A 21,709-nucleotide genomic window follows, 5' to 3' on the forward strand; every position below is an offset into this window, starting at 1 on the left:
ATTGTGAGGATCAGAGGAGCTTTCCGTCGTACGCGTACTTTGGATCGGCGCCACTATCGGGCCGAAAAATCTAACTGAGGAGGAAGCCCGATGCGCTTCAACACCCAGAGCGTCCTGAAGATGGCGCTGATCGCCACCGCCGCCGCCTCGCTGGCCGCCTGCGCCAGCAAGCCGAAGCCCAATCCCGATCCCGGCCCGCGCCCGGGTCCGTCGCAGCCCGACCGCCCCTACCAGCCGCCGCCCGGCCCCGGCCCGGTCGACAGCCGCCCGATCCCCGGCTCCAGCCAGGACTTCATCATCAACGTAGGCGATTTCGTCTACTTCGACCTCGACAGCTTCGACATCCGCGCCGACGCCATGCCGGTGCTGGACGCCCAGGCCGCGTGGCTGCGCCGGTATCCGAACGTGCGCATCCGCATCGAGGGCAATTGCGACGAACGCGGCACCCGCGAGTACAACCTGGCCCTCGGCAGCCGCCGCGCCAACGCGGTGCGCGAATACCTGGTGCAGCGCGGCGTGGCCCCCAGCCGCATCGCCACCCTGTCCAACGGCAAGGAACGCCCGGTCGACCCCGGCTACGGCGAAGACGCCTACCAGCGCAACCGCAACGGCCAGACGATCATCACCGACGGCGCGCGCTAAGCCGCCTGAGCCGCGCACGATCAGGGGGGCTGCTCACGCGGCCCCCTTTTTCGTAAGCTTTCCGCCGTATTGTTGACGCCTCACCAAGGTCACAGTCGCGACATGAAGACCCGTTCCGCCGCCCCCTATGCCGCCGTTGTCCTGGCCATCGTGGCCGCCTTCGCCGCCCAGGCGCAGACGCCGATGCCCGATCCGCTCGACGATCGCTCGGTCCGGCGGCTGGAGAAGATGGAGAAGGTGGTCCGCGAGCTGCGCGCCATCGTCTTCCAGGGCCGCGATACCGGAAAGCCGGTGATCGTCCAGGACGCCGAGACCCCGGCCATGCTGGCCGACCTGACCGAGCGGGTCGAGAGCCTGGAGCAGTCGCTGGTCCGCGCCAACGCCAGCAACGAAGAGCTGCGGATCGACCTGGACCGCACCAAGGAGGCCCTGGCCGCCTCCGAGGCCAACAACAAGGTGCTGAGCGACCGCCTGACAGCCCTGGAACAGCGGGTCGCCGCCATGGAAACCGCCGGCGCCCAAGCCGGCCCGGAGGAAGCCGCCGCCATCCCCGAGGAAACGGCGATCGACCCCGACGCCCTGTTCGCCCGCGGCCGCCAGCAGATGGCGGACGGGGACTACAACGGCGCCGAGGTCTCCTTCGACCGCTACGTCGACCGCTTCGGCGACACCCCCAAGGCGCCGGAAGCCCGCTACTGGCTGGGCAAGACCTTAAGCGCCCGCGGCGACAATGCCGGCGCCGCCAGCGCCTATCTCGGCGCCGTGCGCGGCTGGCCCAAGACCAGCTGGGCGCCCGATGCCGTGGTCGAACTGTCCCGCGCCCTGGTGGCCCAGAAACTGCCGGCCGACGCCTGCGCTACCCTGGCCGAGCTTCCGCGCCGCTACCCCAACGCCTCGGCCAGCGTGAAGGCCCGCGCCCAGGCCGTCAGCCAGCAGGCCCGGTGCGCCGGCTGACCGTCCAGGTCCGCGACCCGGTCGCCTCGGCGGTCGGGGCGGTGCTCGACGCGCGGCTGGAGCGGCACAGCCAGGCCCCCCTGGCCGTGGCCCTGTCCGGCGGCTCCGATTCCCTGGCCCTGTTTCACCTGGTCAGCGGCTGGGCGCGCCTGAGCGGCCGCCCCGTTGTTGCCCTCACCGTCGACCACGGCCTGCAGCCGGACAGCGCCGCCTGGGCCCAGCGTTGCGCCGCCATGGCCGCTGATCGGGGCCGGCCGCATCGGATTCTTCGTTGGGAGGGGCAGAAGCCGAAGACCGGCATCCCCGCCGCCGCCCGCGCCGCCCGCCACGCCCTGTTGGCGCAGGCCGCCCGCGAGCTGGGGGCCCGCGTCCTGCTGATGGGCCACACCGGCAGCGACCTGGCCGAAAGCGCCGCCATGCGCGGCGCCGGCTCCACCCTGCCTGACGCCCGTGAATGGGGACCGTCGCCCGCCTGGCCGGAAGGCCGCGGGGTGTTCGTCCTCCGCCCGCTGCTGGGTTTGAAGCGCGGCGCCTTGCAGGACTGGCTCGCCGGCCGAGGCATCACCTGGATCGACGACCCCGCAAACCTCGACCTGCGCTTCGCTCGGGCGCGGGCGCGGCACACGCTTGCCTCCACCGCAAACCCAAAAACCTCTGTCATCCCAGAAGGCGCGCAGCGACTATCCGGGACCCAGGAGGGACAGGGCGCCGGTCTCGAAGCTGCGTCGAATATCGAGATCACGCACCCCCTGGGTCCCGGCTCTCCGCGCTTCTCCGCTCCGGCCGGGATGACGGGGAGAGGGTGGAGTTCTGGAGTTGAGGCCGAGCGCTGGGGCTATCTCGTCCTCCCGCGCGATATCGGGTCACGCGAACTGGCCGCCGCCTGCCTCTGCGCCGCCGGCACATCGACCCCGCCCCGCACCGACAGCCTGACCGCCCTCCTCACCCGCCTCGCCACGTCCGAGCCCTTTACCGCCACCCTGGCCGGCGCCCGGATCGAAGCTGCCGCCGACCATCTCCATGTCTTCCGGGAGACCGGCGAATTGTCGCGGCGCCCATCGCCGCCCACTGTCCTGTCCCGGCACACCCCCGTCGTCTTCGATGGCCGGTTCGACCTGACCGCCACCGCCCCGGGCGTTAGAGTGCAACCACTTTGGGGATATGCCGCCCACCTGCCGAAAGCCCAGCAAACCGCGCTGAAAGCCCTGCCGGCCGCGGCGAGGGGGTCCCTGCCGCTGGTCACCGACGGCGCCGGGCTCTGGACTTGCCCGATCCTTGCAGCTAGCCCGATTGTCCGCGCCCGGTCGCTGGTCCAGGCCCGTTTCGAGGCGGCGCTGGGGTTCATCAGCCGGGAAGCGGAGGCGTATCCGGTCGCGGAACATGGCGAAGCGGCGGGGGGCGTCCTATCTTGAGTTTCAGTCCACCCTTGTGGCCACAACATCTGTTGGGATGAGTTGAGAGCATGAACCTGCGCAATCTGGCGGTCTGGGGCGTCATCCTCGTCGTGATGATCGGCATCTACAGTGTGCTCAGCCAGCGCACCGTTCCCGCCGGCGGCCCGAAGGCCGGCGAAGACATCAGCTATTCGACCATGCTCGACAAGGTCGATGCCGGCGAAGTGCGCAAGGTCGATTTCGCCGGCAACCGGGCCAAGCTGACCACCTCCGACGGCAACGTCATCTATTCGACCGCACCGCCGACCGAAGAGTTGATGAAGCGGCTGGAAGCCAGGGACGTGGACGTCAACTTCCAGCGCACTGAGAAATTCAGCATCTGGAGTGTCCTGGCCCAGGCCCTGCCGATCCTGCTGCTGATCGGCGTCTGGATCTTCTTCATGCGCCAGATGCAGGGCGGCGCCCGCGGCGCCATGGGCTTCGGCAAGTCCAAGGCCCGGCTGCTGACCGAGAACAAGAACCGCATCACCTTTGACGATGTGGCGGGCGTCGACGAGGCCAAGGAAGAGCTGCAGGAGATCGTCGACTTCCTGAAGGACCCGGCCAAGTTCCAGCGCCTGGGCGGCAAGATCCCCAAGGGCGCCCTGCTGGTCGGCCCCCCCGGCACTGGTAAGACCCTGATCGCCCGCGCCGTCGCGGGTGAGGCGGGCGTGCCCTTCTTCACCATCTCCGGTTCGGACTTCGTGGAAATGTTCGTCGGCGTCGGCGCCAGCCGCGTGCGCGACATGTTCGAGCAGGCCAAGAAGAACGCCCCCTGCATCATCTTCATCGACGAAATCGACGCCGTCGGCCGGCACCGTGGCGCGGGCCTCGGCGGCGGCAACGATGAGCGCGAGCAGACCCTCAACCAACTGCTGGTCGAGATGGACGGCTTCGAGGCCAACGAAGGCATCATTCTGATCGCCGCCACCAACCGCCCCGACGTTCTGGACCCGGCCCTGCTGCGTCCAGGCCGCTTCGACCGCCAGGTCGTGGTGCCCAACCCCGACGTGACCGGCCGCGAGAAGATCCTGCGCGTCCACATGCGCAACGTGCCCCTATCGGCCGACGTCGACACCAAGACCCTGGCCCGCGGCACCCCCGGTTTCTCCGGCGCGGACCTGGCCAACCTGGTCAACGAGGCCGCGCTGACCGCCGCCCGCAAGAACCGCCGCATGGTCACCATGCACGACTTCGAGTCGGCCAAGGACAAGGTCATGATGGGCGCCGAGCGCCGGTCGATGGCCATGAACGAGGAAGAAAAGCGGCTGACCGCCTACCACGAGGGCGGCCACGCCCTGGTGGCCCTCAACGTTCCCGCCGCCGACCCCGTACACAAGGCCACCATTGTGCCGCGCGGCCGGGCCCTGGGCATGGTCATGCAGTTGCCGGAAGGCGACCGCTACTCGATGAAGTACGTCCAGATGACCTCCCGCCTGGCCATCATGATGGCCGGCCGCGTCGCCGAGGAGCTGACCTTCGGCAAGGAGAACATCACCTCGGGCGCCAGCAGCGACATCAAGGCCGCCACCAACCTGGCCCGCGCCATGGTCACCCAGTGGGGCTATTCCGACGAGCTGGGTTTCGTCGCCTACGGCGACAACCAGGAAGAGGTGTTCCTCGGCCATTCGGTGGCCCGCACCCAGAACGTCTCCGAGGAGACCGCCCGCAAGATCGACGCGGAGGTCAAGCGGCTGGTTGACGACGGCTACCAGGAGGCCAAGCGCATCCTGACCGAGAAGGCCGCCGACCTCGAGGCCCTGGCCCAGGCCCTGCTCGAGTACGAGACCCTCAGCGGCGAGGAGATCAACGGCGTGCTGAACGGTGTGAAGCCCAAGCGCGAAGAGCCCGAGACCCGCCGCCCCGGCGGCCCCTCGGTCGCCGTGCCGATCTCGCCCCGTCCGGGCACGGCGACGGCCCGGAACGCAGACTAGGGATCGACCCCCGGCTTCCCCGCCGGGGGTTTTTCTTTCAGCGGAAGCCCGCCGCGACGCCGACCTCGACCACCTGGTTGACCAGTTCGTAGCAGAGTGTCAGCTCATTCCTGGCGGGGCTCCAGAAGGCATTGGCGACCTTGCAGTCGCGGGCCACGATCCGGATGGTCTCCTGGCCCTCCGCCCAGCGCATTTGGCGCAGGATTTCACGCACCTCCTCCAGCAGACCCAGGCGCTTGGCCAAGGCGGCGGCATCCGCGGTGGACGGCGAGGCCGGCTCGTAGGTCAGGGTGGTGAAGAAGCTGTCCAGGCTGTGCAGGTTGGAAACGTTCGCCTTCAGCAGCTTTCCCCAGCTCAGGCTGTTCTGCGCCGCCTCGAACCGGCAGCTGTCCCGGCGGTCCTGCGGAATACCCACCCGCCCGGCCAGCGGCCCGAAATCGTCCGGCGCCCGCCCGTAAAGCAGGCAGGCGATCTGGAAGGCCCGCTGTTCGTCCATACCGTGTTCGTCCCACCAGGGCAGGTCGGCGCGGGCGGTCGGGTTCATCTTCGCCGAGGCCATCCACCATTCCATCGCCCCGACCGCGTCCAGCCCGTCCTCCCCGGCCCCGTCGGGCGATAGCCAGAAGATGGCGAACCGGTCGGCCGCGTCCTCCTCCCGGCCCAGCACCGGCAACTCATAGACATCGACGAAACCGTGGCCGAGCTCGTGCAGCAGCACGAATCGCAGGGTGCCCCGGGTGAACTGCGCCAGGGTCACCGCCTCCCGGAACAGCGACTGCGGCGGGGCCAGCTTGAGCAGCGGCTGGGCCGTGGTGGGCAGGCAGACCGACAGCGACAGAGCGGCGGCGAGGGCAAGGCGAGACAGGGTTTTCATCCGGCTCTCTTGAGCGAAGCGCCGCGCCGTCGCATCACTCAAAAATGTGGGAAAATGCACATCGCCCGCCTATGGTCATGGGCATCGTCAACGTGACGCCGGACAGCTTCTCCGACGGCGGGCGGCATGACCGGCCGGACGCGGCCGTTGCGCACGGTCTGGCCCTGCTGGCCGACGGCGCCGACCTCCTCGACATCGGGGGCGAGTCGACCCGCCCCGGCGCCACGGCCGTCGCAGCGGCCGAGGAGATCGCCCGCGTCGTCCCTGTGATCGAAGGCCTGCGGGCCCGCACCGCCGCGCCGATCTCCATCGACACCCTGAAACCCGACGTGGCCCGCGCGGCCATCGCCGCCGGCGCGACCATCTGGAACGACGTCGCCGCCCTGCGCGAGCCCGGCGCGGTGGAGACCGCCGCCGGGCTCGGCTGCGACGTGGTGCTGATGCATATGCTGGGCGAGCCGCGCACCATGCAGGACGACCCCCGCTACGACGATGTGGTCGCCGAGGTGGAGGCGTTCCTGCTGACCCGCGCCGAAGCGGCGATGGCCGGCGGCGTCGCCCGTGAGCGCATCCAGCTCGACCCCGGCATCGGCTTCGGCAAGACGACGGCCCACAACCTGGCCCTGATCGCCGCCCTGCCCCGCTTCGTGGCCTCCGGCTTCCCGATCCTGCTGGGGGCCAGCCGCAAACGGTTCATCGCGGCCATCGACTCCCTCGCCACCCAGGCCGACCAACGGCTCGGCGGCTCCCTGGCTGTCGCTCTCGAGGGCGCCCGCGCCGGCGTGGCCACCGTCCGGGTCCACGACGTGCGCGAAACGGTGCAGGCCCTGGCGGTTCAGGCGGCGGTAGCCTCCACGAAGGACAGATAGGCGGCCGGCACGGCGTCGGTCAGCCAGACCCCGTTGCTGCTGACCATGAAGACATGGCCGTCGGCGGCCATCCGCGCCGCGTCGACCACCAGGATCACCGGCGCGCCCCGCCGCGCGCCCACCTTGCGGGCGGTCTCCAGGTCCGGCGACAGGTGGACGTGGTGGCGGGCCATCTTCTTCAGCCCCTCGGCGAAGATGGCGTCCAGCGCCCGCTTCACCGTGCCGTGGAACAGGCGCGCCGGCGGCGTGGTGGATGGCAGGTCGAGGGTGATCTCAATTGAATGGCCCTGGCGCGCGCGGATGCGCTCGAGGTCGCCGCTGAACTCGAACCGCTGCTTGTCGTTTTCCTCGACCACGGTCGTCAGCTCATCGAAGCTGACGGTCTTCAGCGAGGCCAGCACGTGATCGACCGGCGCCCAGCCGGCCGGTTCCAGGACCAGATTTCCCGCTTCCGGCGCATGGCGCAGCCAGTAGGAGAGGGTCTTGGAGATGGTTTTCGTATCCTTTTTCATGGGCGCGCCCATGCCACGGGCCGCGCGACGCCGCTAGGACGGCGAGAACACAGGTCTGCGGCCAGATGACTCAGATTCCGCGTATGGACGCGGCGGCCCCGGGGCGGCACTGTTCCGTATCGGGAGGAGCGCCTGACGCTGTCGCGCGCAATGCGTGACGAAATAGCCTGGCGAGGGACGAATTTGGCAGAGTTCACCGCATCGGACGGCGTGACCATCGCCTTCGACGACACGGGCGTGGCCGGCGGCCCGCCCGTGCTGCTGGTTCACGGTTTCGCTTCGAACCGCGAAGAGGCCTGGAAACGCACCGGATGGTACGCCGCCTTCGAACGCCGGGGCCAACGGGTCATCGCGCTGGACCTGCGCGGCCATGGCGCCAGCGGCAAGCCGCACGAGGCGGCCCTCTATTCGCGCGGGACGCTGCTGGGCGACCTGACCGGCCTGCTGGACCATCTGGGCATCGGCCGGGCCGACCTGGTCGGCTATTCTATGGGCGCGCGGCTGTCGCTGGGGCTGGCGATGTCCGCGCCGGAGCGGATCGCCAACCTGGTGCTCGGCGGCGTCGGCGGACGACTGCTGACGCCAACGCCGCGCGACGACCGCATGGCCCAGGCCATGGAGGCCGACGATCCGGCCACCATCGCCGAACCGCTCCTCCAGAGTTTCCGCCACTTCGCCGACGAACAGGGAGAGGACCGCCTGGCATTGGCCGCCTTCGTCCGCGCCCCGTCCCGCGAGTTCGACGCCGACGAGCTGTTCGCCGTACGCTGCCCCACCCTGGTGGTGGCCGGAAGCCGCGACGCCCTGGCCGGCGACCCGCAGGCGCTCGCTGATACCATCCCCGGGGCCAAGGCCGTCACCCTGCAGGGCTGCGACCACTTCAATGCCATCCCCCACGCCATGCTAAAGGCGACGGTGTTCGACTTCCTGGACGGGTACCTGGACGATCCGTTCGGGTGAGGGGGGCTTACCGCCCCAGCAGATACTCCCCGCCCTTATCCAGCGCCGCCTTCCAGGCCGGTCGAGCGTGGATTCTGGCGATCCAGGCGGCCATGGCCGGATACTTGTCCAATTGGCCCATGGCCTTGGCCACCTCCGGCACGAAGCTCATCTGGGCGTCCGCGCCGGTGAGGTCCGAGCCCAGCAGGTAGTCGCGGCCCGACAGGCTCTGGTCGACGAAGTCCAGGTGGTTGGCGATCTCGCTCTGGATACGCGGGTGCAGCGGCGCGCCACCCTCGCCGAGACGGCTGACATACATGTTGAGCATCAGCGGCAGCATGGCGCTGCCTTCGGCGTAATGCAGCCACTGCTGGTAGGCGTCATAGGCGGGCGTCGCCGGATCGGGCGCCAGCCGGCCACCGCCGTGCCGGCGGATGATGTAGTCGATAATCGCCCCGCTCTCGTGCACCGTGGTCGCCCCGTCGACGATCACCGGGCTCTTGCCCAGCGGATGCACGGCCTTCAGCTCCGGCGGCGCCAGGCGGGTGGTGGCGTCGCGGGCGTGGTGCTTGATCTCATAGGGCAGCCCGAGTTCCTCGAGCACGAACAGGATCCGCTGGGAACGGCTTTCGTTCAGGTGATGGACGACGATCATAGGGGGCCCTTTCGACTGCCTGGAGCTGTGATAGCGCGCCGAACGCCGACGGCAAAATCGTGCGCCGCGCCCCTGTGTTGTGTGCAATTGCGGAATATCTATAGTGCGCCGCACAAGAAATCCGGGGATATCGTTCGCATGACCGCCACCGCTCCCGTCGCCGATCACAGCCTGATCCTGGAGGGCCTGGTCCCCTTGCTGGACGAGGCGGCCGGGGCGGTTCAGGCCTTCGTGGCCGAGGCGAAAGGGGCGGTGAAGGCGAAGATCACCGGCGGCGGGCGCATCGACCGCAAGCTGGCCGACGCCGAGCAGCACGCGGTGCATGGCTTCGGCTGGTATGCCAGCTACGCCGAGCTGATGACCCAGGTCGCCGGCTGGGCGTCAAGCCTGGAGGCCGCCGGCAAATTCAGCGAGACCGACGCTCTGCTGGCCCAGCTGCTGTTCAGCGAATACGCCGCCCAGCTGATCGGCGGCATCCCGATGAACCAGGGCGAGATCATTCGCCCCGCCGACCTGACCGCCAGCCGCGAGACCATGAACCGGCTGTTTGCCCCTGCCCTGATGCGCTTCGTCCAGGAAGGCGGCGGCCAGGCGGTGAAGAGCCGGGTGGCCCAGCTGGTGGCGGAGGCGCGCGGCAAGGCCACCGTCGAGGACACCGGCCTGGACGAAACCTTCGAAATGATCCGCGACCAGTTCCACAGCTTCGCGGAAGAGAAGGTCATCCCGTTTGCCCACCAGTGGCACCTGAACGACGAGCTGATCCCGCTGGACCTGGTCAAGGAGCTGGGGGATCTCGGCGTCTTCGGCCTGACCATTCCTGAAGAGTTCGGCGGCGCGGGGATGGGCAAGACCGCCATGTGCGTGGTCTCCGAGGAACTCTCCCGCGCCTGGATCGGCGTCGGCTCCCTGGCCACCCGTTCGGAGATCGCCGCCGAGCTGATTCTGACCGGCGGCACGGATGAGCAGAAGGCCGAATGGTTGCCGCGCATCGCCAGCGCCGAGATCCTGCCGACCGCCGTGTTCACCGAGCCCAACACCGGCTCGGACCTGGGCGCCCTGCGCACTCGCGCGGTGCTGGAGGGCGACCGCTACATCGTCACCGGCAACAAGACCTGGATCACCCATGCGGCCCGCGCCGATGTGATGACCCTGCTGGTCCGCACCGAGCCGGACACCACCGACTACCGCGGTCTCTCCATGCTGCTGGCCCCCAAGCTGCGCGGTGACGACAGCGCGCCCTTCCCTACCCCCGGCATGAGCGGCGGCGAGATCGAGGTGATCGGCTATCGCGGCATGAAGGAGTACGAGATCGGCTTCGACGGGTTCGTCGTTCCGGCTGCCAACCTGCTGGGCGGCCAGCCGGGCCAGGGCTTCAAGCAGCTGATGGCCACCTTCGAGAGCGCCCGCATCCAGACCGCCGCCCGCGCGGTCGGCGTCGCCCAGCGTGGACTGGAACTGGGCCTCAACTACGCGCTGGACCGCAAGCAGTTCGGCGGACCGATCTTCGGCTTCCCCCGCGTGGCCAACAAGCTGGCCATGATGGCCGCCGAGCTGATGGGGGTTCGCCAGCTGACCTACTATGCCGCCCGCCAGAAGGACGAGGGCAAGCGCTGCGACCTGGAGGCCGGCATGGCCAAGCTGATCGCCGCCCGCGTCGCCTGGGCCGCCGCCGACAACGCCCTGCAAATCCACGGCGGCAATGGATTTGCGATGGAATACGAGGTCAGCCGCGTGCTGGCCGACGCGCGGATTTTGAACATCTTCGAAGGCGCGGGTGAGATCCAGGCGCAGGTGATCGCCCGGCGCCTGCTTGAGGATGGGAACTGAGGGGCGGGTTGAGTTCCTTCCTCGCGCGAGGCGGGGGAGGAATTGGAGCCTACATCGCCCCATAGCTCGTCTGCGGCCGGACGCCCGACAGGATGATATGCACCTGCTTGTCCATCCTCGCGGTCAGGGCCACCGCGTCGGCGCCGAGCTGGGCCGCATGGCTGTAGTTCCAGGCGTAGGCGGCCATCAGACATTCCAGGACCAGGTCGAGGTCGGCGTCAGGCCGGATGTCGCCCCGCGTGATGCCCTCGGCCAGGATGTCGAGCAGCATGCCCCGGAAGCCCTGATTGCGGCCGAACGGTATGGTGGTTTCCTCCAGCGAGGGGCTGAAGGAGGCGGCGATGTGGGCCAGGAACAGCTTCACCCGCCGGCATTCGAAATCGTAGTGAATGGCGAAGATCGAGCAGATGCGATCGGCCGTGGACCCCCGCAGATAGGGCAGCACCCTGACCAGCTCGGCCTGCAAGGGCTCCACCCGGTCGGCCATCACCTGGCTCAGAACATCGGCCTTGGAGCTGAAGGTAGTGAAGACGCTGCCGACGGAGACGCCCGCCCGATCGGCGATCGCGCGGATCGTCGTTTCTTCGTAACCGATCTCATGGAAGAGATCACGGGCGGCCGACAGCACCTTCTCGCGCGTCGCCGCCTTTTGAGCGTCCCGTACCCCCAACTGTTCCCCCGGGGTTGATATGAAAAGACGCCCCGACAGTGCCGAGGCGTCTTGTTTGCGCCTCTAACTACGCGCGCCGGCCAGGATCAGATTGATCTGATCCGACAGGCGTGAGGTCAGGTCGTCTGCAGTCCATCCGTCGAACACTGCGCGACGGTAACCGGCGAGGTAAACGTCCCACAGAACGCCCGCGATCAAGCGCAGGTCGGCGCGCTGCGACAGTTCGCCGCGCTCCACACCGCTGCGCAGGGTGTCGCTGACCAGGGTCTGGACCGGCTTCAGCGCCTCTCGGTTGCGTTTCTCGGCCACATCGCTGCGGGTCCAGGACGCGGAGATTCCGGCCTGAAGCAGGGGCAGCTGGCTCATGTGGAAGCGATAGGCCACCGAGAACAGGTTGGTCAGGTTGGCGGCGACATCGTCGCTGCTCCGGGCGGCGTCCTGCATGGCTTCGTTCAGCAGGGCGTAGTCCTGGGCCAGGATCTCGTCGAACAGTTCGCTCTTGTCGGCGAAGCTGGCGAACACCGCGCCGGTCGACATGCCGGCGGCCTTGGCGATGTCACGGATTGTGGCGCCCTCATAGCCACGCTCGGTGAACAGCTGACGGGCGGCGGCCAGAACCTTCTCGCGGGTGCGCTGCTTGGCGAGCGCGCGGCGGGTCGGCTTGGCGGGACGCACGGCCGGGGAGGCGATCACGCGCATCGGGATATGGTTCATCGATTGGACTCCAACTTGGCGAGAGCGCTGGCGGCGCGCTGCTCGAATTCAACGCAGTACTCGTCGACTACGTTCTGCAGGATCTCGGAATAACGACGGGCGAGCTCCCGGCCGTCCTGCGCCGCATCGCGCAGATCGGTGATCAACTGGCGGACTTCCGCCATGGTTTCGTTCATTTCATCGGCCGACGGACTGTCCGCCGGTCTCGGCATGGCTGCCATAACCTTCGAGCCTCTCATGCCTTCCCGCTGTGACATTTGGCCGAACCGATCCGCGGTAAGGGGTCGATCATGTTCAGCGAACCGCCGTCAGCGGTTGTGGGGGCGCGCCTTTATCGACTGCAAAAGGCGAGATCAAGACGTAAAAACTATATCACGCGCTACAGAACTGAGCTGATGATACCGATATCATTCAACGATCTCTGTCGGAAATGCGACATTTGCACTCACTGAACGCGATCATTGAACACATGGCGCCGAACGGGAGAATTTCAATTCGGGCGACCACGGATCGCAGAAATCCTTGGCTCAGAAGGGATCGCGGGCGGTAAGGTGGGCCGTGCGCGACATCTTCGACCTCCTCATCCCGCTTGCCCTGGCCGCGGTCCTGATCACTCTGGGCTTCGGCCTCTATGCCCTGTGGCGCGGAGGCGACACCGGTCGCTCCAAATCCAACAAGTTGATGAGGCTCCGGGTTGTGATGCAGTTCATCGCCATCCTTGTGCTGGTGGCGGCCTTCTGGTGGCGGACGAAGAGCTAATGGTCACGCTCAACCGAATCTACACCCGCACGGGCGATGGCGGCGGCACCCGGCTGGCCAGCGGCGAGCCGGTCAGCAAGACCCATCCCCGGGTAAGCGCCTATGGGGCGGTGGACGAGACCAACGCCTGCCTGGGGCTAGTCCGGCTGCATACCGGCGGCGATGCGGTTCTGGACGGCATTCTGATGCGCGCCCAGAACGACCTCTTCGACCTGGGCGCCGACCTTGCCACGCCCGATCGCGGCCAGAAGCTGGAATGGGAGCCCTTGCGTATCGTCCAGAGCCAGGTGGACCGGCTGGAGCGCGAGATCGACCTGCTGAACGGCGAGCTGTCGGACCTGACCAGCTTCGTCCTGCCCGGCGGCACGCCCGCCGCCGCCGCCCTGCACCTGGCCCGCACCGTCTGCCGCCGCGCCGAGCGCGAGGCGGTGGCGCTGGCGGCCCTTGAGGATGAGGTGGTGAGCCCGGCGGCGCTGAAATTCCTGAACCGCCTGTCCGACCTGCTGTTTGTGGCCGGCCGCTGGGCCAACGAAAAGGGCGCCGGCGATGTGCTGTGGACGCCGGGGGCCAACCGCTAGGCTATTTGGCGGCGGGCTTTTCGGCCGGGCTGGACGCTTCGGCGGGCTTGGGCGCCTCGACCTTGGGGGTCGAACCCTGCGCATTCGGTCCCATCCTCTCGCGCTGCTGGGCCTTGGCGGCCTGCTGCTTGGACCAGTCCTCGCGGCTGACGCCGGCCGGACGGCCGGTGATGTCAGGGATAAAGATGGGGGTGGCGCAGGTGCGGGTGGCGCCGTCCCACCAGCGCTGGTCGCGCTCGCAGGCCTTGGCCGGCCAGACGTAGAAGATCTGGTAGCCCCAGATGGCAACCACGGCCACGGCGAAGATGCCGAGGAAGATGATCTTGAGCCGGTCGATTGTGATGTTCATGGCGCTGCGCTCTAGCGGAAATGCGGGAGCCTATCCAGCCACGCGGAACGGGGCGATTTTCGGCCCCTGTTGCCCCTTGGGGAAACTTGCAATGCGCGCCCAAGCTAGTATCAGCCTGTCCGCGCAAGATTTTTCGCAACGCAACACGGGCGGACAATACCCATGAAGGTGCTGGTCCCGGTCAAACGGGTTATCGATTACAACGTCAAAGCCAGGGTGAAGGCCGATCAGACCGGCGTCGATCTGGCCAACGTCAAGATGAGCATGAACCCCTTCTGCGAGATCGCGGTCGAGGAAGCCGTGCGCCTCAAGGAAAAGGGCGTCGCCACCGAGGTGGTCATCGTCTCCATCGGCCCGCAGCAGGCGCAGGAAACCATCCGCACCGCCCTGGCCATGGGCGGCGACCGGGGCATCCTGATCCAGTCGGACACCGACGTTGAGCCCCTGGCCGTGGCCAAGCTGCTCAAGGCCGTGGTCGACGAGGAGAAGCCGGACCTGGTGGTCATGGGCAAACAGGCCATCGACGGTGACAACGCCGCGGTCGGCCAGATGCTCTCGGCCCTGCTGGGCTGGCCGCAAGCCACCTTCGCCTCCAAGGTCGAAGTGGCCGGCGGCAAGGCGACCGTGACCCGCGAGGTTGACGGCGGCCTGCAGGTGCTGGACGTACCGACCCCGGCGATCGTCACCGCCGACCTGCGCCTCAACGAGCCGCGCTACGCCTCCCTGCCCAACATCATGAAGGCCAAGAAGAAGGAGATCGCCATGAAGGCGGTCGCCGACTACGGCGTCGATACGGCGCCGCGCCTCAAGGTGCTGAAGGTCACTGAGCCGCCGAAGCGCTCGGCCGGGATCAAGGTCGAGAACGCCGCCGAACTCGTCACCAAACTCAAGACCGAAGCGGGGGTGCTCTAATGGCCGTCCTGGTCGTCGCGGATAACGACAACGCGCACCTGCGCGACTCCACCCACAAGACCGTCACCGCCGCCCTGGCGTTCGGCGGGGACGTGGACCTCCTGGTCATGGGCGCCGGCGCCCAGGCCGTCGCCGACGCGGCCGCCAAGATCGAAGGCGTGCGCAAGGTCCTGCTGGCCGACAGCGCCGATCTGGGCCACGGCGTCGCCGAAGCTCAGGCGGCCACGGTCGAAGGCTTGATGGGCGGCTACGACGCCGTCCTGATCCCGGCCACCTCGGGCGGCAAGAACTACGCCCCCCGCATCGCCGCCAAGCTGGACGTCGCCCCGATCACCGACGTGATCGAGGTGGTCAGCGCCGACACCTTCGTGCGGCCGATCTACGCCGGCAACGCGCTGGAGACCGTGCAGTCCTCGGACGCCAAGAAGGTCCTCACCGTCCGTCCGACCGCCTTCAAGGCGGCGGGTGAAGGCGGCTCGGCCTCGGTGGAATCGGCCTCGGCCGGCGCCAACGGCTCGGGCACGACCTTCGTCAGCGAAGAGATGGTCAAGTCCGACCGTCCGGAACTGGCGGCGGCCAAGATCGTCGTCTCCGGCGGCCGCGCCATGGGCTCGGCCGAGGAGTTCAGCAAGGTGATCGAGCCCCTGGCCGACAAGCTGGGCGCCGCCGTCGGCGCTAGCCGCGCGGCGGTCGATGCGGGCTATGCCCCCAACGACTACCAGGTCGGCCAGACCGGCAAGGTCGTCGCCCCGGCCCTCTACATCGCGGTCGGCATCTCGGGCGCCATCCAGCATCTGGCCGGGATGAAGGACAGCAAGGTCATCGTGGCCATCAACAAGGACGCCGACGCGCCGATCTTCCAGGTCGCCGACTACGGCATCGTGGGCGACTACAAGACGGTCGTCCCGGAACTGATGGCGGCGCTGGGCTGATCGCCCTTCACCGCTGAAGATTGGGGGCCGGACGGAAACGTCCGGCCCTTTTTCTTTTCGGCCGGCGCGCCGCCTTCGCTCTCCGCCCCCGAGAGGGGGCGGAGGACGGTTTGGAGCGATAGCGACGGACCAGGAGGCGGGGCAGCGCCGGCGGTCGGGAATTGGCATTCCACCGCCGGTGGGGACCCCCTCGGTCTGGCTCGCTTGCAGCGCTCGCCAGAGGATGGTTCCCCCATCTGCGATGGGGGAGAGCGAAGGCTAGCTGGCCAAGATTTGGCGCGCCGCCGCCTCGTCGCGGTGAATCTGTTCGACCATCAGCTCGATCGACCCGAACTTCTCCTCCGGCCGGAGGAAGGCGACCAATTCGGTTTCAATGACCTGGCCGTAGAGGTCCTCGTCGAAATCGAAGATCCAGACTTCCAGCCGGGTCTCGACCTCGCCGGTGGTGGGGTTGTTGCCGATGTTGGCGACGCCGGGGAGGAGGCGGCCGCCGGGCAGGCGGGTTCTCGTCGCGTAGACGCCCAGGCGGGGGGTGACGTAGTCGGCCATGAAGACGTTGGCGGTCGGGAAGCCCAGCTGGCGGCCCAGCTGCTGGCCCCGGCGGACCACGCCCTCGATGGCGAAGGGGCGGCCGAGGATTGCGGCGGCGAGTTCGGGACGGCCGTCGCGCAGGGCCTCGCGCACGCCGGTGGAGCTGAACTTGCCCTCCCCCTCTCCCACCGCCTCGGCGACCGAGACGCCGAAGCCGAAGGCCTCGCCGTAGGCCTTCATCAGGGCTGGGCTACCGGTGCGGCCCTTGCCGAAGCTGATGTCGAAGCCCACGGCCACATGGGCGACGCCTAGGCCCTCATGAAGCACGAACTGGGCGAACTCGCGGTCCGAGAAGCTGGCCATCTCGAAGTCGAAGTTGAGGACGTAGAAGCGCTCGACGCCGAGGGTTTCCAGGGCGCGGGCCTGCTGGTCCAGGGTCATCAGGCGGAAACTGGGCTCGTCCGGGTGGAACAGGCGGCGGGGGTGCGGGTCGAAGGTGATGACCCCCAGCGGCGCGCCGCTCTGGCGGGCCGCCGCAGCGGCCTGGGCGATCACCGCCTGGTGGCCCAGGTGCACCCCGTCGAAGTTGCCGAGCGCCACCGCCGCGCCGCGGTCGGCGGGGTCCAGCGACTTCCAGCCATGGACGATCTTCAGGCTCATCCGCGCCGGGGAACCAGGATCAGGGCCTCGCCGGTCAGCACCGCCTTGCCGTTCACCGAGCAGACGGTGTCGATGGTGGCGCGGGCCTTCTCCAGGTCGATCTCCTTGATGGTGCAGACGGTGTGGACCTCGTCCCCGACCCGGACCGGGCGGCGGAAGCTCAAGGTCTGGCTCATATAGACCGAGCCCGGGCCGGGCAGCTGGGTGCCGATCACGGCGGAGATGTAGCCGGCCGACAGCATGCCGTGGGCGATGCGGCCCTTGAACTGGGTGGTGGCCGCATAGGCCTCGTCCAAATGCAGCGGGTTGTCGTCCCCGCTGACCTCGGCGAACAGCTGGATGGTCCGCTCGTCGGCGGTGCGGGTCATTTCGGCCGATTGGCCGATGGTCAGATCTTCGAGGAACAGGCCCTGCATCGTTGTCTCCTTCACCACACCAGATCGGCCATGGCGTGGGCGGCCGTCACGCCCTCTTCGTCCAGCAGGACGGCGACCTTGGCCGCGTCGAGCTTTCCGTCGGCGCCCAGCGCCTTCACGCCATGGATGCCCTTGGCGATGAACAGGCAGTCCAGACCATGGTCGTTGGCGCCCTTCACGTCGGTGATCACCCCGTCGCCGATGCAGAGCACGCGAGAGCGGTCCAGCGGCTTGCCGAGCAGGGCCTCGCCCTCCGCCAGGCTGAGCTCATAGATCGGGGTGAAGGGCTTGCCGGCCATGAGGACTTCGCCGCCCAGGGTCTCATAGAGATCGGCCAGGGCGCCGCCGCAGTAGATCAGCTTGTCGCCGCGCTGGACCACCCGGTCGGGGTTGGCGCAGATCAGCGGGATGCCGCGCGCCGCGGCGGCGGTGAGAGACGCGCGGTAGTCCTCCGGCGTCTCGACCTCGTCGTTGGTGGGGCCGGTGACGGCCACGAAGGTCGCCTCTTCCACCGGGCCGAAGACCACGCCCAGGCCGTCATAGAGGGGCCAGTCGCGGTCGGGGCCGATCTTCAGAGCCGGGCCCGGCGCGCGGGGAGCCAGGAGGGCGCGAGTGGCGTCGCCGCTGGTGACGAAGGCGCTCCAGGCCTCGCGGGGGACGCCCAGGCTGTCGAGCTGGGCGACCACGTCCTTGGAAGGGCGCGGGCTGTTGGAGATCAGCACCACGGGGCCAACCTCCGCCCGCCAGCGGACCAGGGCCGCGCAGGCGTCCGGCCAGCTTTCGCGGCCGTTGTGGATCACGCCCCAGACATCACAGAGCAGGACATCGTAGCGGTCGCGCAGGGCGGAAAGGCCGGTGGGCAGGTCGGTCATGGGGCTGGGCTAACGACTGGGGCCGGGGGCGTCAATCAGCGACCGGCGAGGCGGGCGTTGAGCCGCGTCCGGTCGGCGGGAGACAGCAGCATTCCGGCGGCCAGCCGCCATGTCCGACGAGCCTCGTCCGCCTTGCCCGCCTTGGCCAGGGCTTCGCCCCAGGCCAGGTGCAGGGCGCCCCAGCGGGGAGCCAGCCGGGCGGCGCGGGCGTAGGCCTGGCGGGCCTGGCCGCCGCGCCCCAGCGCCATCAGGGCGTCGCCCTCCAGCTTCAGCGGGTCCGCCCAGCGGGGGCCGCGCTCAGCGGCCTGGCGGAACAGCTTGAGCGCCTCGGCGGCCTCGCCACGGGCCAGGCGCGCCTCACCCCAAGCGACATAACCGGCCGGAATCGACGGGGCCCGCGCGATCAACCGCGCGAACAGGCGGTCGGACCCCGCCCGATCGCCGGCCAGCGCCGCGACGGTAGCGCGGGTCCGCAGGCACTCGTCGCAGTCCTCCGGCATGCCGGCCAGCATCGCCCGCGCCTCGTCCAGACGACCGGTGCGCGCCAGGGCCTCGGCGATCGGGGAGCCGACGAAACTTTTGGTCGATTCCGCGCCGGCCACGGCCTCGATCCCCGACCAGGCGGCCCTGAAATGGGGGACGGCGGCGGCCCAGTCCCCGGCGGCGGTCAGCCTCGCGGCGAGCGCATAGTGGTGGCGGCCGTCATTGAGCCGGTGCAGCGGATCGCTGTCGTTCCACAGGGGCTGCATGGCCAGCAGGGCCATCACCTTCTCGGGCTCATGAGCCGGCGCCCAGGCCATGGCCTTGTCGATAACGGCCGATTGGCCGCCGAGGCCGAAGCCCTCGTTGGGTCGCTCCATCTCGGCCAGGCCGCGATAGTCGCCGGTCAGCGCCTTTTCCTGGCTGTCCAGCAGGAAGACCATGGTGGCCAGGCCGTCCGGCGAGATCTCCTTGCTGCGGCCGCTGCGGAACAGCTGCTTGGCGCGGCGCAGGGAGGTCAGGGCGGCCTCCTCGTGGCCCAGCCGGGCCTGCGCCTGGTGCAGGGTGTAGAGGAAGGCGGCCGTATCCGGGGCGATGGCGTTCGCCTGGCGCATCTTGGCCAGGGCATCGCGCGGGCGACCGGCGTCCATATCGATATAGGCCCAGCCGCGCAGGGCCCAGGCGGCCTCGATATCCTTGCGGCCCTGGAAGGCGGCCAGCACCTTGACCGCCTCCTCGGTGCGGCCGGTGGTCTTCAGATAGACCGAGTAGCGGTAGGGCTGGGTCTGGCCGTAGACGCTCTCGGCGGCCTTGAGCACCAGGCTGTCGAACTCCGCCTCGGTTCCGACGAAGGTCTCGCCGGCGGCGCCGCCGGTGCGGGCGGTGACCGACAGCCGGCCGTCGGGCAGGCGGTAGACGACGCCGGAGATGCGGGTCTCGCGGCCGAACTGCTCGCGGAGCATCCGCTGCAGGTCGCCGATGGAGACGCCGGTCTGGGGGATCTGGACCTCGACCTTGTCGCCCCAGTCGATGGCGTAGCTGCCGGCCGCGCGGACGGAGTTGGTGCCGGCCTGCATGCGGACCAGCTCGTCGAGCAGCTTCCCGGCGATCACCTCGCCGGTCACGCCCCGGGTCGCCAGGTCCGGCGGGGCCGAAAAGGCCTGGACCACCAGCCCCTGGTAGCGGGAGGCGTCCCAGACCGCCCAGCCGACCACAAAGGCCGCCGCCAGCCCGGCCAGGCCGGTCAGCACCTTCAGGGCGAACCCGGCGCGCTGGCCGGCGATCTGCCAGTCGATCAGCTTCTCGTGCTTGCGCAGCACCCGTTGCGCGGGGCCGTCGGCCGGGGCGCCGCGCGCCTCGGCGTCGAGCGCCAGCTCGATCGGATCGACCGTGGTCAGCGCCGGTCTGGCCGCCGCCTCTACCCCTGATTCCGCCTGTGGTTTCCGGGCTCTGGCCACGGCTGACTCCCCCAATACTCGGCCCGACCCTAGCCGACCGGCGCCAAGCCGCAAGCCAGCGGCGGACTTTTACCCGGGTGAAACCATCGGATGATTGCAACCGTCGCCCGCCGGGCGTCTTACTGCCAGGAGAGCCTGAGGAGAGCCCCCATGACCAAGGTCACCTATCACATCGTCGAGCATGACGGCGGCTGGGCCTACCAGGTGGATGGCACCTATTCGGAGACTTTTCGGAGCCACGACGAGGCGGCGGCCGCCGCGCGGCGGGCGGCGGCAGAGCAGCAGGTCGGCGGTGAGACCGCAGCGATCACCTGGGAGGACGAGAAGGGCGAGTGGCGCGAGGAGCTGGCGCTGGGCGGCGACCGGCCGGACACCGCCGTCGAGGGCTGATCAGCCCGCCGCCAGCGGCGCCGCCGCGAGCGGCACCACCCCGAACAGCAGGGCCGCGGCGATCAGCACCCCGCAGAGGGCCAGGGCGTATTTCCAGGCGTAGCGCTGCAGCTCGGCCAGTTCGATGTCGAGCAGGGCGCACTTGAGGTAGACGGCCGCGACCAGCGGGCTGAGGCTGTGCACCGGCCCGCCCAGCAAGGAGGCGCGGCCGATCTGTTCGGGGGTGACGCCGTAGTGACCGGCCGTCTCCGAGATCACCGGCAGGACCCCGAAGTACCAGGCGTCGGCGGACAGCAGGAAGTTGGCCGGGATGCTGATGAGGGCGGTGATCGGGCCAAGGTAGGGCCCGGCCTGCGGCGGCAGGACGGTGAGCAGGCTGTTCGCCATGGCCCCGATCATCCCCGTGCCGGTCATCACCCCGGTGAAGGCGCCCGCCGCCAGGACCAGGATGCCGACGCTGAGCACATTGCCGCTGTGGGCCAGGAGCCGCTCGCGCTGGTCTGCCAGGCGGGGATAGTTGATCATCAGCGCCAGCGCGACGCCGCCCATGAACAGGGCCGGCAGGGGCGCGAGCCGCATGACCACGGCGACCATCAAGACGGCGGTGAGCGCGAAGTTCACCCAGATCAGCCTAGGTCGCAGGGCCGCCGTGTCGCTCTGGAAGGCGCCGGCCAGGGCTGCGTCGTCGATGCGGGGGGCGTCTTCCTGAGGAACAGGCGCCGGCGGGGCGGCGGCCAGGCGGCGGCGTTCGGCCAGGCCGAAGCGCCAGGCCAGCAGGAAGACGGACAGCAGGCCTACGGCCACGACCGGCAGCATGGGGACGAACAGCTCGGAAGGGTCGATCTTCAGCGAGGCGGCCACCCGCGCGGCGGGTCCGCCCCAGGGGCTCATGTTCATCAGGATGAAGGTCATCGAGCCGAGGACGGCGAACTTCAGGACGTTGATTCCCAGCTTGCGATAGACCGGCAGCAGGGCCGAGACGGTGACCAGCACGGTGGTGGTCCCGTCTCCATCGAGCCCCACGATAGCCACCAGGGCGACGTGGCCGAGCATCAGCTTGACCGGGTTCTCGCCCGCCCAGCCGACGATGCGGCGGACCAGGGGCTGGAACAGGCCGGCGTCGACCATCACCCCGAAGTAGAGGATGGCGAACATCAGCATGATGGCCGTGGGTGCGGTCTGAACCAGACCCTTGAGCATCATCGGGCCGGTATCGACCCCCGCCCCGGCAATGAGGGCGAAGATGACCGGCACGACGATCAGGGCGACCACGGCGGAGGTCCGTCGGGTCATGACCAGGGTCATGAACACCGCCACCATGGCAAAGCCGAGCAGGGCGAGGCTCATGGC

The 21,709-nt window shown here is 69.0% G+C and carries 24 protein-coding genes; 12 read left to right on the forward strand and 12 right to left on the reverse strand.

Translation table 11 applies throughout. The features are described 5' to 3' along the window. Positions 1-90 precede the first annotated feature (90 nt). The 4 genes from pal to ftsH all read left to right on the forward strand — a co-directional run bounded on the left by pal (position 91) and on the right by ftsH (position 4,963). Positions 91-642: a peptidoglycan-associated lipoprotein Pal gene (gene pal / locus GVN21_RS05180; RefSeq protein WP_166573657.1), complete on the forward strand. Its 552-nt coding sequence runs from the start codon at positions 91-93 to the stop codon at positions 640-642. Positions 643-744: 102 nt separating this feature from the next. Continuing rightward, entirely contained in the window at positions 745-1,596 is an 852-nt protein-coding gene (ybgF, locus tag GVN21_RS05185) for a tol-pal system protein YbgF (protein WP_166573658.1), read from the forward strand. Then, positions 1,593-3,008, forward strand: a complete 1,416-nt coding sequence (gene tilS / locus GVN21_RS21320) for a tRNA lysidine(34) synthetase TilS (protein WP_166573690.1) — start codon at positions 1,593-1,595, stop codon at positions 3,006-3,008. Before ybgF ends, tilS begins: the two co-directional genes overlap by 4 nt. 50 nt (positions 3,009-3,058) lie before the next feature. Continuing rightward, positions 3,059-4,963 carry an ATP-dependent zinc metalloprotease FtsH gene (ftsH, locus tag GVN21_RS05195; protein WP_166573659.1) on the forward strand — a complete coding sequence of 635 codons (1,905 nt, stop codon included), beginning with the start codon at positions 3,059-3,061 and terminating at the stop codon, positions 4,961-4,963. 37 nt (positions 4,964-5,000) lie between these two features. On the opposite strand, the gene GVN21_RS05200 is transcribed toward ftsH, so the two are convergent. Beyond that, positions 5,001-5,837, reverse strand: coding sequence for a DUF4344 domain-containing metallopeptidase (locus tag GVN21_RS05200; protein WP_166573660.1), 837 nt, complete (start codon positions 5,835-5,837; stop codon positions 5,001-5,003). A 77-nt stretch (positions 5,838-5,914) separates the two neighbouring features. On the opposite strand from GVN21_RS05200, the gene folP reads away from it, so the two are divergent. Further along, positions 5,915-6,706, forward strand: coding sequence for a dihydropteroate synthase (folP, locus tag GVN21_RS05205; RefSeq protein WP_166573661.1), 792 nt, complete (start codon positions 5,915-5,917; stop codon positions 6,704-6,706). On the opposite strand, the gene GVN21_RS05210 is transcribed toward folP, so the two are convergent. Then, positions 6,673-7,218, reverse strand: coding sequence for an RNA 2'-phosphotransferase (locus tag GVN21_RS05210; RefSeq protein ID WP_166573662.1), 546 nt, complete (start codon positions 7,216-7,218; stop codon positions 6,673-6,675). The two genes, folP and GVN21_RS05210, sit on opposite strands and share 34 nt — an antisense overlap. Before the next feature lie 183 nt (positions 7,219-7,401). On the opposite strand from GVN21_RS05210, the gene GVN21_RS05215 reads away from it, so the two are divergent. Beyond that, positions 7,402-8,178 carry an alpha/beta fold hydrolase gene (locus GVN21_RS05215; RefSeq protein ID WP_166573663.1) on the forward strand — a complete coding sequence of 259 codons (777 nt, stop codon included), beginning with the start codon at positions 7,402-7,404 and terminating at the stop codon, positions 8,176-8,178. Positions 8,179-8,185: 7 nt separating this feature from the next. Here the strand turns inward: GVN21_RS05215 and GVN21_RS05220 are convergent, their stop codons facing one another. Then, positions 8,186-8,812: a glutathione S-transferase gene (locus GVN21_RS05220; RefSeq protein ID WP_166573664.1), complete on the reverse strand. Its 627-nt coding sequence runs from the start codon at positions 8,810-8,812 to the stop codon at positions 8,186-8,188. Between the two features lie 138 nt (positions 8,813-8,950). Here GVN21_RS05220 and GVN21_RS05225 point away from each other — a divergent pair, with 138 nt between their 5' ends. Continuing rightward, positions 8,951-10,639 carry an acyl-CoA dehydrogenase family protein gene (locus GVN21_RS05225; protein WP_166573665.1) on the forward strand — a complete coding sequence of 563 codons (1,689 nt, stop codon included), beginning with the start codon at positions 8,951-8,953 and terminating at the stop codon, positions 10,637-10,639. Between the two features lie 49 nt (positions 10,640-10,688). Here GVN21_RS05225 and GVN21_RS05230 read toward each other — a convergent pair whose 3' ends face one another. From GVN21_RS05230 to GVN21_RS05240, 3 genes are all read right to left on the reverse strand, one after another. Beyond that, positions 10,689-11,309 carry a TetR/AcrR family transcriptional regulator gene (locus GVN21_RS05230; RefSeq protein WP_166573666.1) on the reverse strand — a complete coding sequence of 207 codons (621 nt, stop codon included), beginning with the start codon at positions 11,307-11,309 and terminating at the stop codon, positions 10,689-10,691. Between the two features lie 63 nt (positions 11,310-11,372). After that, positions 11,373-12,023, reverse strand: a complete 651-nt coding sequence (locus GVN21_RS05235) for a TetR/AcrR family transcriptional regulator (protein ID WP_240902765.1) — start codon at positions 12,021-12,023, stop codon at positions 11,373-11,375. Then, entirely contained in the window at positions 12,020-12,244 is a 225-nt protein-coding gene (locus GVN21_RS05240) for a hypothetical protein (RefSeq protein WP_166573667.1), read from the reverse strand. The genes GVN21_RS05235 and GVN21_RS05240 overlap by 4 nt, the downstream gene beginning before the upstream one ends. A 337-nt stretch (positions 12,245-12,581) precedes the next feature. Between GVN21_RS05240 and GVN21_RS05245 the strand changes: the two genes are divergently transcribed. After that, the gene (locus GVN21_RS05245) at positions 12,582-12,782 is read left to right on the forward strand and encodes a twin transmembrane helix small protein (RefSeq protein ID WP_166573668.1); all 201 of its coding nucleotides are present in this window, start codon (positions 12,582-12,584) and stop codon (positions 12,780-12,782) included. Beyond that, positions 12,782-13,360 (forward strand): cob(I)yrinic acid a,c-diamide adenosyltransferase, encoded by a 579-nt coding sequence (locus tag GVN21_RS05250; protein WP_166573669.1) that lies wholly within the window; start codon positions 12,782-12,784, stop codon positions 13,358-13,360. Before GVN21_RS05245 ends, GVN21_RS05250 begins: the two co-directional genes overlap by 1 nt. A 1-nt stretch (position 13,361) precedes the next feature. Here GVN21_RS05250 and GVN21_RS05255 read toward each other — a convergent pair whose 3' ends face one another. Continuing rightward, the gene (locus tag GVN21_RS05255) at positions 13,362-13,709 is read right to left on the reverse strand and encodes a hypothetical protein (RefSeq protein ID WP_166573670.1); all 348 of its coding nucleotides are present in this window, start codon (positions 13,707-13,709) and stop codon (positions 13,362-13,364) included. 162 nt (positions 13,710-13,871) lie between these two features. On the opposite strand from GVN21_RS05255, the gene GVN21_RS05260 reads away from it, so the two are divergent. Together GVN21_RS05260 and GVN21_RS05265 are read left to right on the forward strand one after the other, a co-directional pair. Further along, positions 13,872-14,621, forward strand: coding sequence for an electron transfer flavoprotein subunit beta/FixA family protein (locus GVN21_RS05260; RefSeq protein ID WP_166573671.1), 750 nt, complete (start codon positions 13,872-13,874; stop codon positions 14,619-14,621). Beyond that, positions 14,621-15,553, forward strand: coding sequence for an electron transfer flavoprotein subunit alpha/FixB family protein (locus GVN21_RS05265; RefSeq protein WP_166573672.1), 933 nt, complete (start codon positions 14,621-14,623; stop codon positions 15,551-15,553). The genes GVN21_RS05260 and GVN21_RS05265 overlap by 1 nt, the downstream gene beginning before the upstream one ends. A 258-nt stretch (positions 15,554-15,811) precedes the next feature. Here GVN21_RS05265 and GVN21_RS05270 read toward each other — a convergent pair whose 3' ends face one another. From GVN21_RS05270 to GVN21_RS20520, 4 genes are read right to left on the reverse strand one after another with little or no spacing between them, the layout of a single operon-like run. Beyond that, positions 15,812-16,744 carry a bifunctional riboflavin kinase/FAD synthetase gene (locus GVN21_RS05270; RefSeq protein ID WP_166573673.1) on the reverse strand — a complete coding sequence of 311 codons (933 nt, stop codon included), beginning with the start codon at positions 16,742-16,744 and terminating at the stop codon, positions 15,812-15,814. Then, positions 16,741-17,160: a MaoC family dehydratase gene (locus GVN21_RS05275; protein WP_166573674.1), complete on the reverse strand. Its 420-nt coding sequence runs from the start codon at positions 17,158-17,160 to the stop codon at positions 16,741-16,743. Before GVN21_RS05275 ends, GVN21_RS05270 begins: the two co-directional genes overlap by 4 nt. A gap of 11 nt (positions 17,161-17,171) precedes the next feature. Beyond that, the gene (locus GVN21_RS05280; RefSeq protein ID WP_166573675.1) at positions 17,172-18,032 is read right to left on the reverse strand and encodes a TIGR01459 family HAD-type hydrolase; all 861 of its coding nucleotides are present in this window, start codon (positions 18,030-18,032) and stop codon (positions 17,172-17,174) included. Positions 18,033-18,067: 35 nt separating this feature from the next. Then, positions 18,068-19,969, reverse strand: a complete 1,902-nt coding sequence (locus GVN21_RS20520) for a hypothetical protein (RefSeq protein ID WP_205689938.1) — start codon at positions 19,967-19,969, stop codon at positions 18,068-18,070. A 150-nt stretch (positions 19,970-20,119) separates the two neighbouring features. On the opposite strand from GVN21_RS20520, the gene GVN21_RS05290 reads away from it, so the two are divergent. Beyond that, positions 20,120-20,359 carry a DUF2188 domain-containing protein gene (locus tag GVN21_RS05290; RefSeq protein WP_166573676.1) on the forward strand — a complete coding sequence of 80 codons (240 nt, stop codon included), beginning with the start codon at positions 20,120-20,122 and terminating at the stop codon, positions 20,357-20,359. Here GVN21_RS05290 and GVN21_RS05295 read toward each other — a convergent pair whose 3' ends face one another. Then, entirely contained in the window at positions 20,360-21,706 is a 1,347-nt protein-coding gene (locus tag GVN21_RS05295) for a citrate:proton symporter (RefSeq protein ID WP_166573677.1), read from the reverse strand. It abuts the gene before it with no gap. Between the last annotated feature and the right edge of the window lie 3 nt (positions 21,707-21,709).

It is taken from the genome of Caulobacter sp. SLTY, assembly GCF_009905535.1.
In the GTDB taxonomy this organism is placed as follows: domain Bacteria; phylum Pseudomonadota; class Alphaproteobacteria; order Caulobacterales; family Caulobacteraceae; genus Caulobacter.

Bases quoted from the DNA above. Each gene is read 5' to 3' on its own strand.
- folP (WP_166573661.1), top strand. From the start codon at position 5,915: ATGGGCATCGTCAACGTGACGCCGGACAGCTTCTCCGACGGCGGGCGG.
- GVN21_RS05290 (WP_166573676.1), top strand. From the start codon at position 20,120: ATGACCAAGGTCACCTATCACATCGTCGAGCATGACGGCGGCTGGGCC.
- GVN21_RS05235 (WP_240902765.1), bottom strand. From the start codon at position 12,023: ATGAACCATATCCCGATGCGCGTGATCGCCTCCCCGGCCGTGCGTCCC.
- ybgF (WP_166573658.1), top strand. From the start codon at position 745: ATGAAGACCCGTTCCGCCGCCCCCTATGCCGCCGTTGTCCTGGCCATC.
- ftsH (WP_166573659.1), top strand. From the start codon at position 3,059: ATGAACCTGCGCAATCTGGCGGTCTGGGGCGTCATCCTCGTCGTGATG.
- GVN21_RS05265 (WP_166573672.1), top strand. From the start codon at position 14,621: ATGGCCGTCCTGGTCGTCGCGGATAACGACAACGCGCACCTGCGCGAC.
- GVN21_RS05260 (WP_166573671.1), top strand. From the start codon at position 13,872: ATGAAGGTGCTGGTCCCGGTCAAACGGGTTATCGATTACAACGTCAAA.
- GVN21_RS05270 (WP_166573673.1), bottom strand. From the start codon at position 16,744: ATGAGCCTGAAGATCGTCCATGGCTGGAAGTCGCTGGACCCCGCCGAC.
- GVN21_RS05295 (WP_166573677.1), bottom strand. From the start codon at position 21,706: ATGAGCCTCGCCCTGCTCGGCTTTGCCATGGTGGCGGTGTTCATGACC.
- GVN21_RS05220 (WP_166573664.1), bottom strand. From the start codon at position 8,812: ATGATCGTCGTCCATCACCTGAACGAAAGCCGTTCCCAGCGGATCCTG.
- GVN21_RS05275 (WP_166573674.1), bottom strand. From the start codon at position 17,160: ATGCAGGGCCTGTTCCTCGAAGATCTGACCATCGGCCAATCGGCCGAA.
- GVN21_RS05200 (WP_166573660.1), bottom strand. From the start codon at position 5,837: ATGAAAACCCTGTCTCGCCTTGCCCTCGCCGCCGCTCTGTCGCTGTCG.
- GVN21_RS05210 (WP_166573662.1), bottom strand. From the start codon at position 7,218: ATGAAAAAGGATACGAAAACCATCTCCAAGACCCTCTCCTACTGGCTG.
- GVN21_RS05250 (WP_166573669.1), top strand. From the start codon at position 12,782: ATGGTCACGCTCAACCGAATCTACACCCGCACGGGCGATGGCGGCGGC.
- pal (WP_166573657.1), top strand. From the start codon at position 91: ATGCGCTTCAACACCCAGAGCGTCCTGAAGATGGCGCTGATCGCCACC.
- GVN21_RS05240 (WP_166573667.1), bottom strand. From the start codon at position 12,244: ATGGCAGCCATGCCGAGACCGGCGGACAGTCCGTCGGCCGATGAAATG.
- GVN21_RS05255 (WP_166573670.1), bottom strand. From the start codon at position 13,709: ATGAACATCACAATCGACCGGCTCAAGATCATCTTCCTCGGCATCTTC.
- GVN21_RS05280 (WP_166573675.1), bottom strand. From the start codon at position 18,032: ATGACCGACCTGCCCACCGGCCTTTCCGCCCTGCGCGACCGCTACGAT.
- GVN21_RS05225 (WP_166573665.1), top strand. From the start codon at position 8,951: ATGACCGCCACCGCTCCCGTCGCCGATCACAGCCTGATCCTGGAGGGC.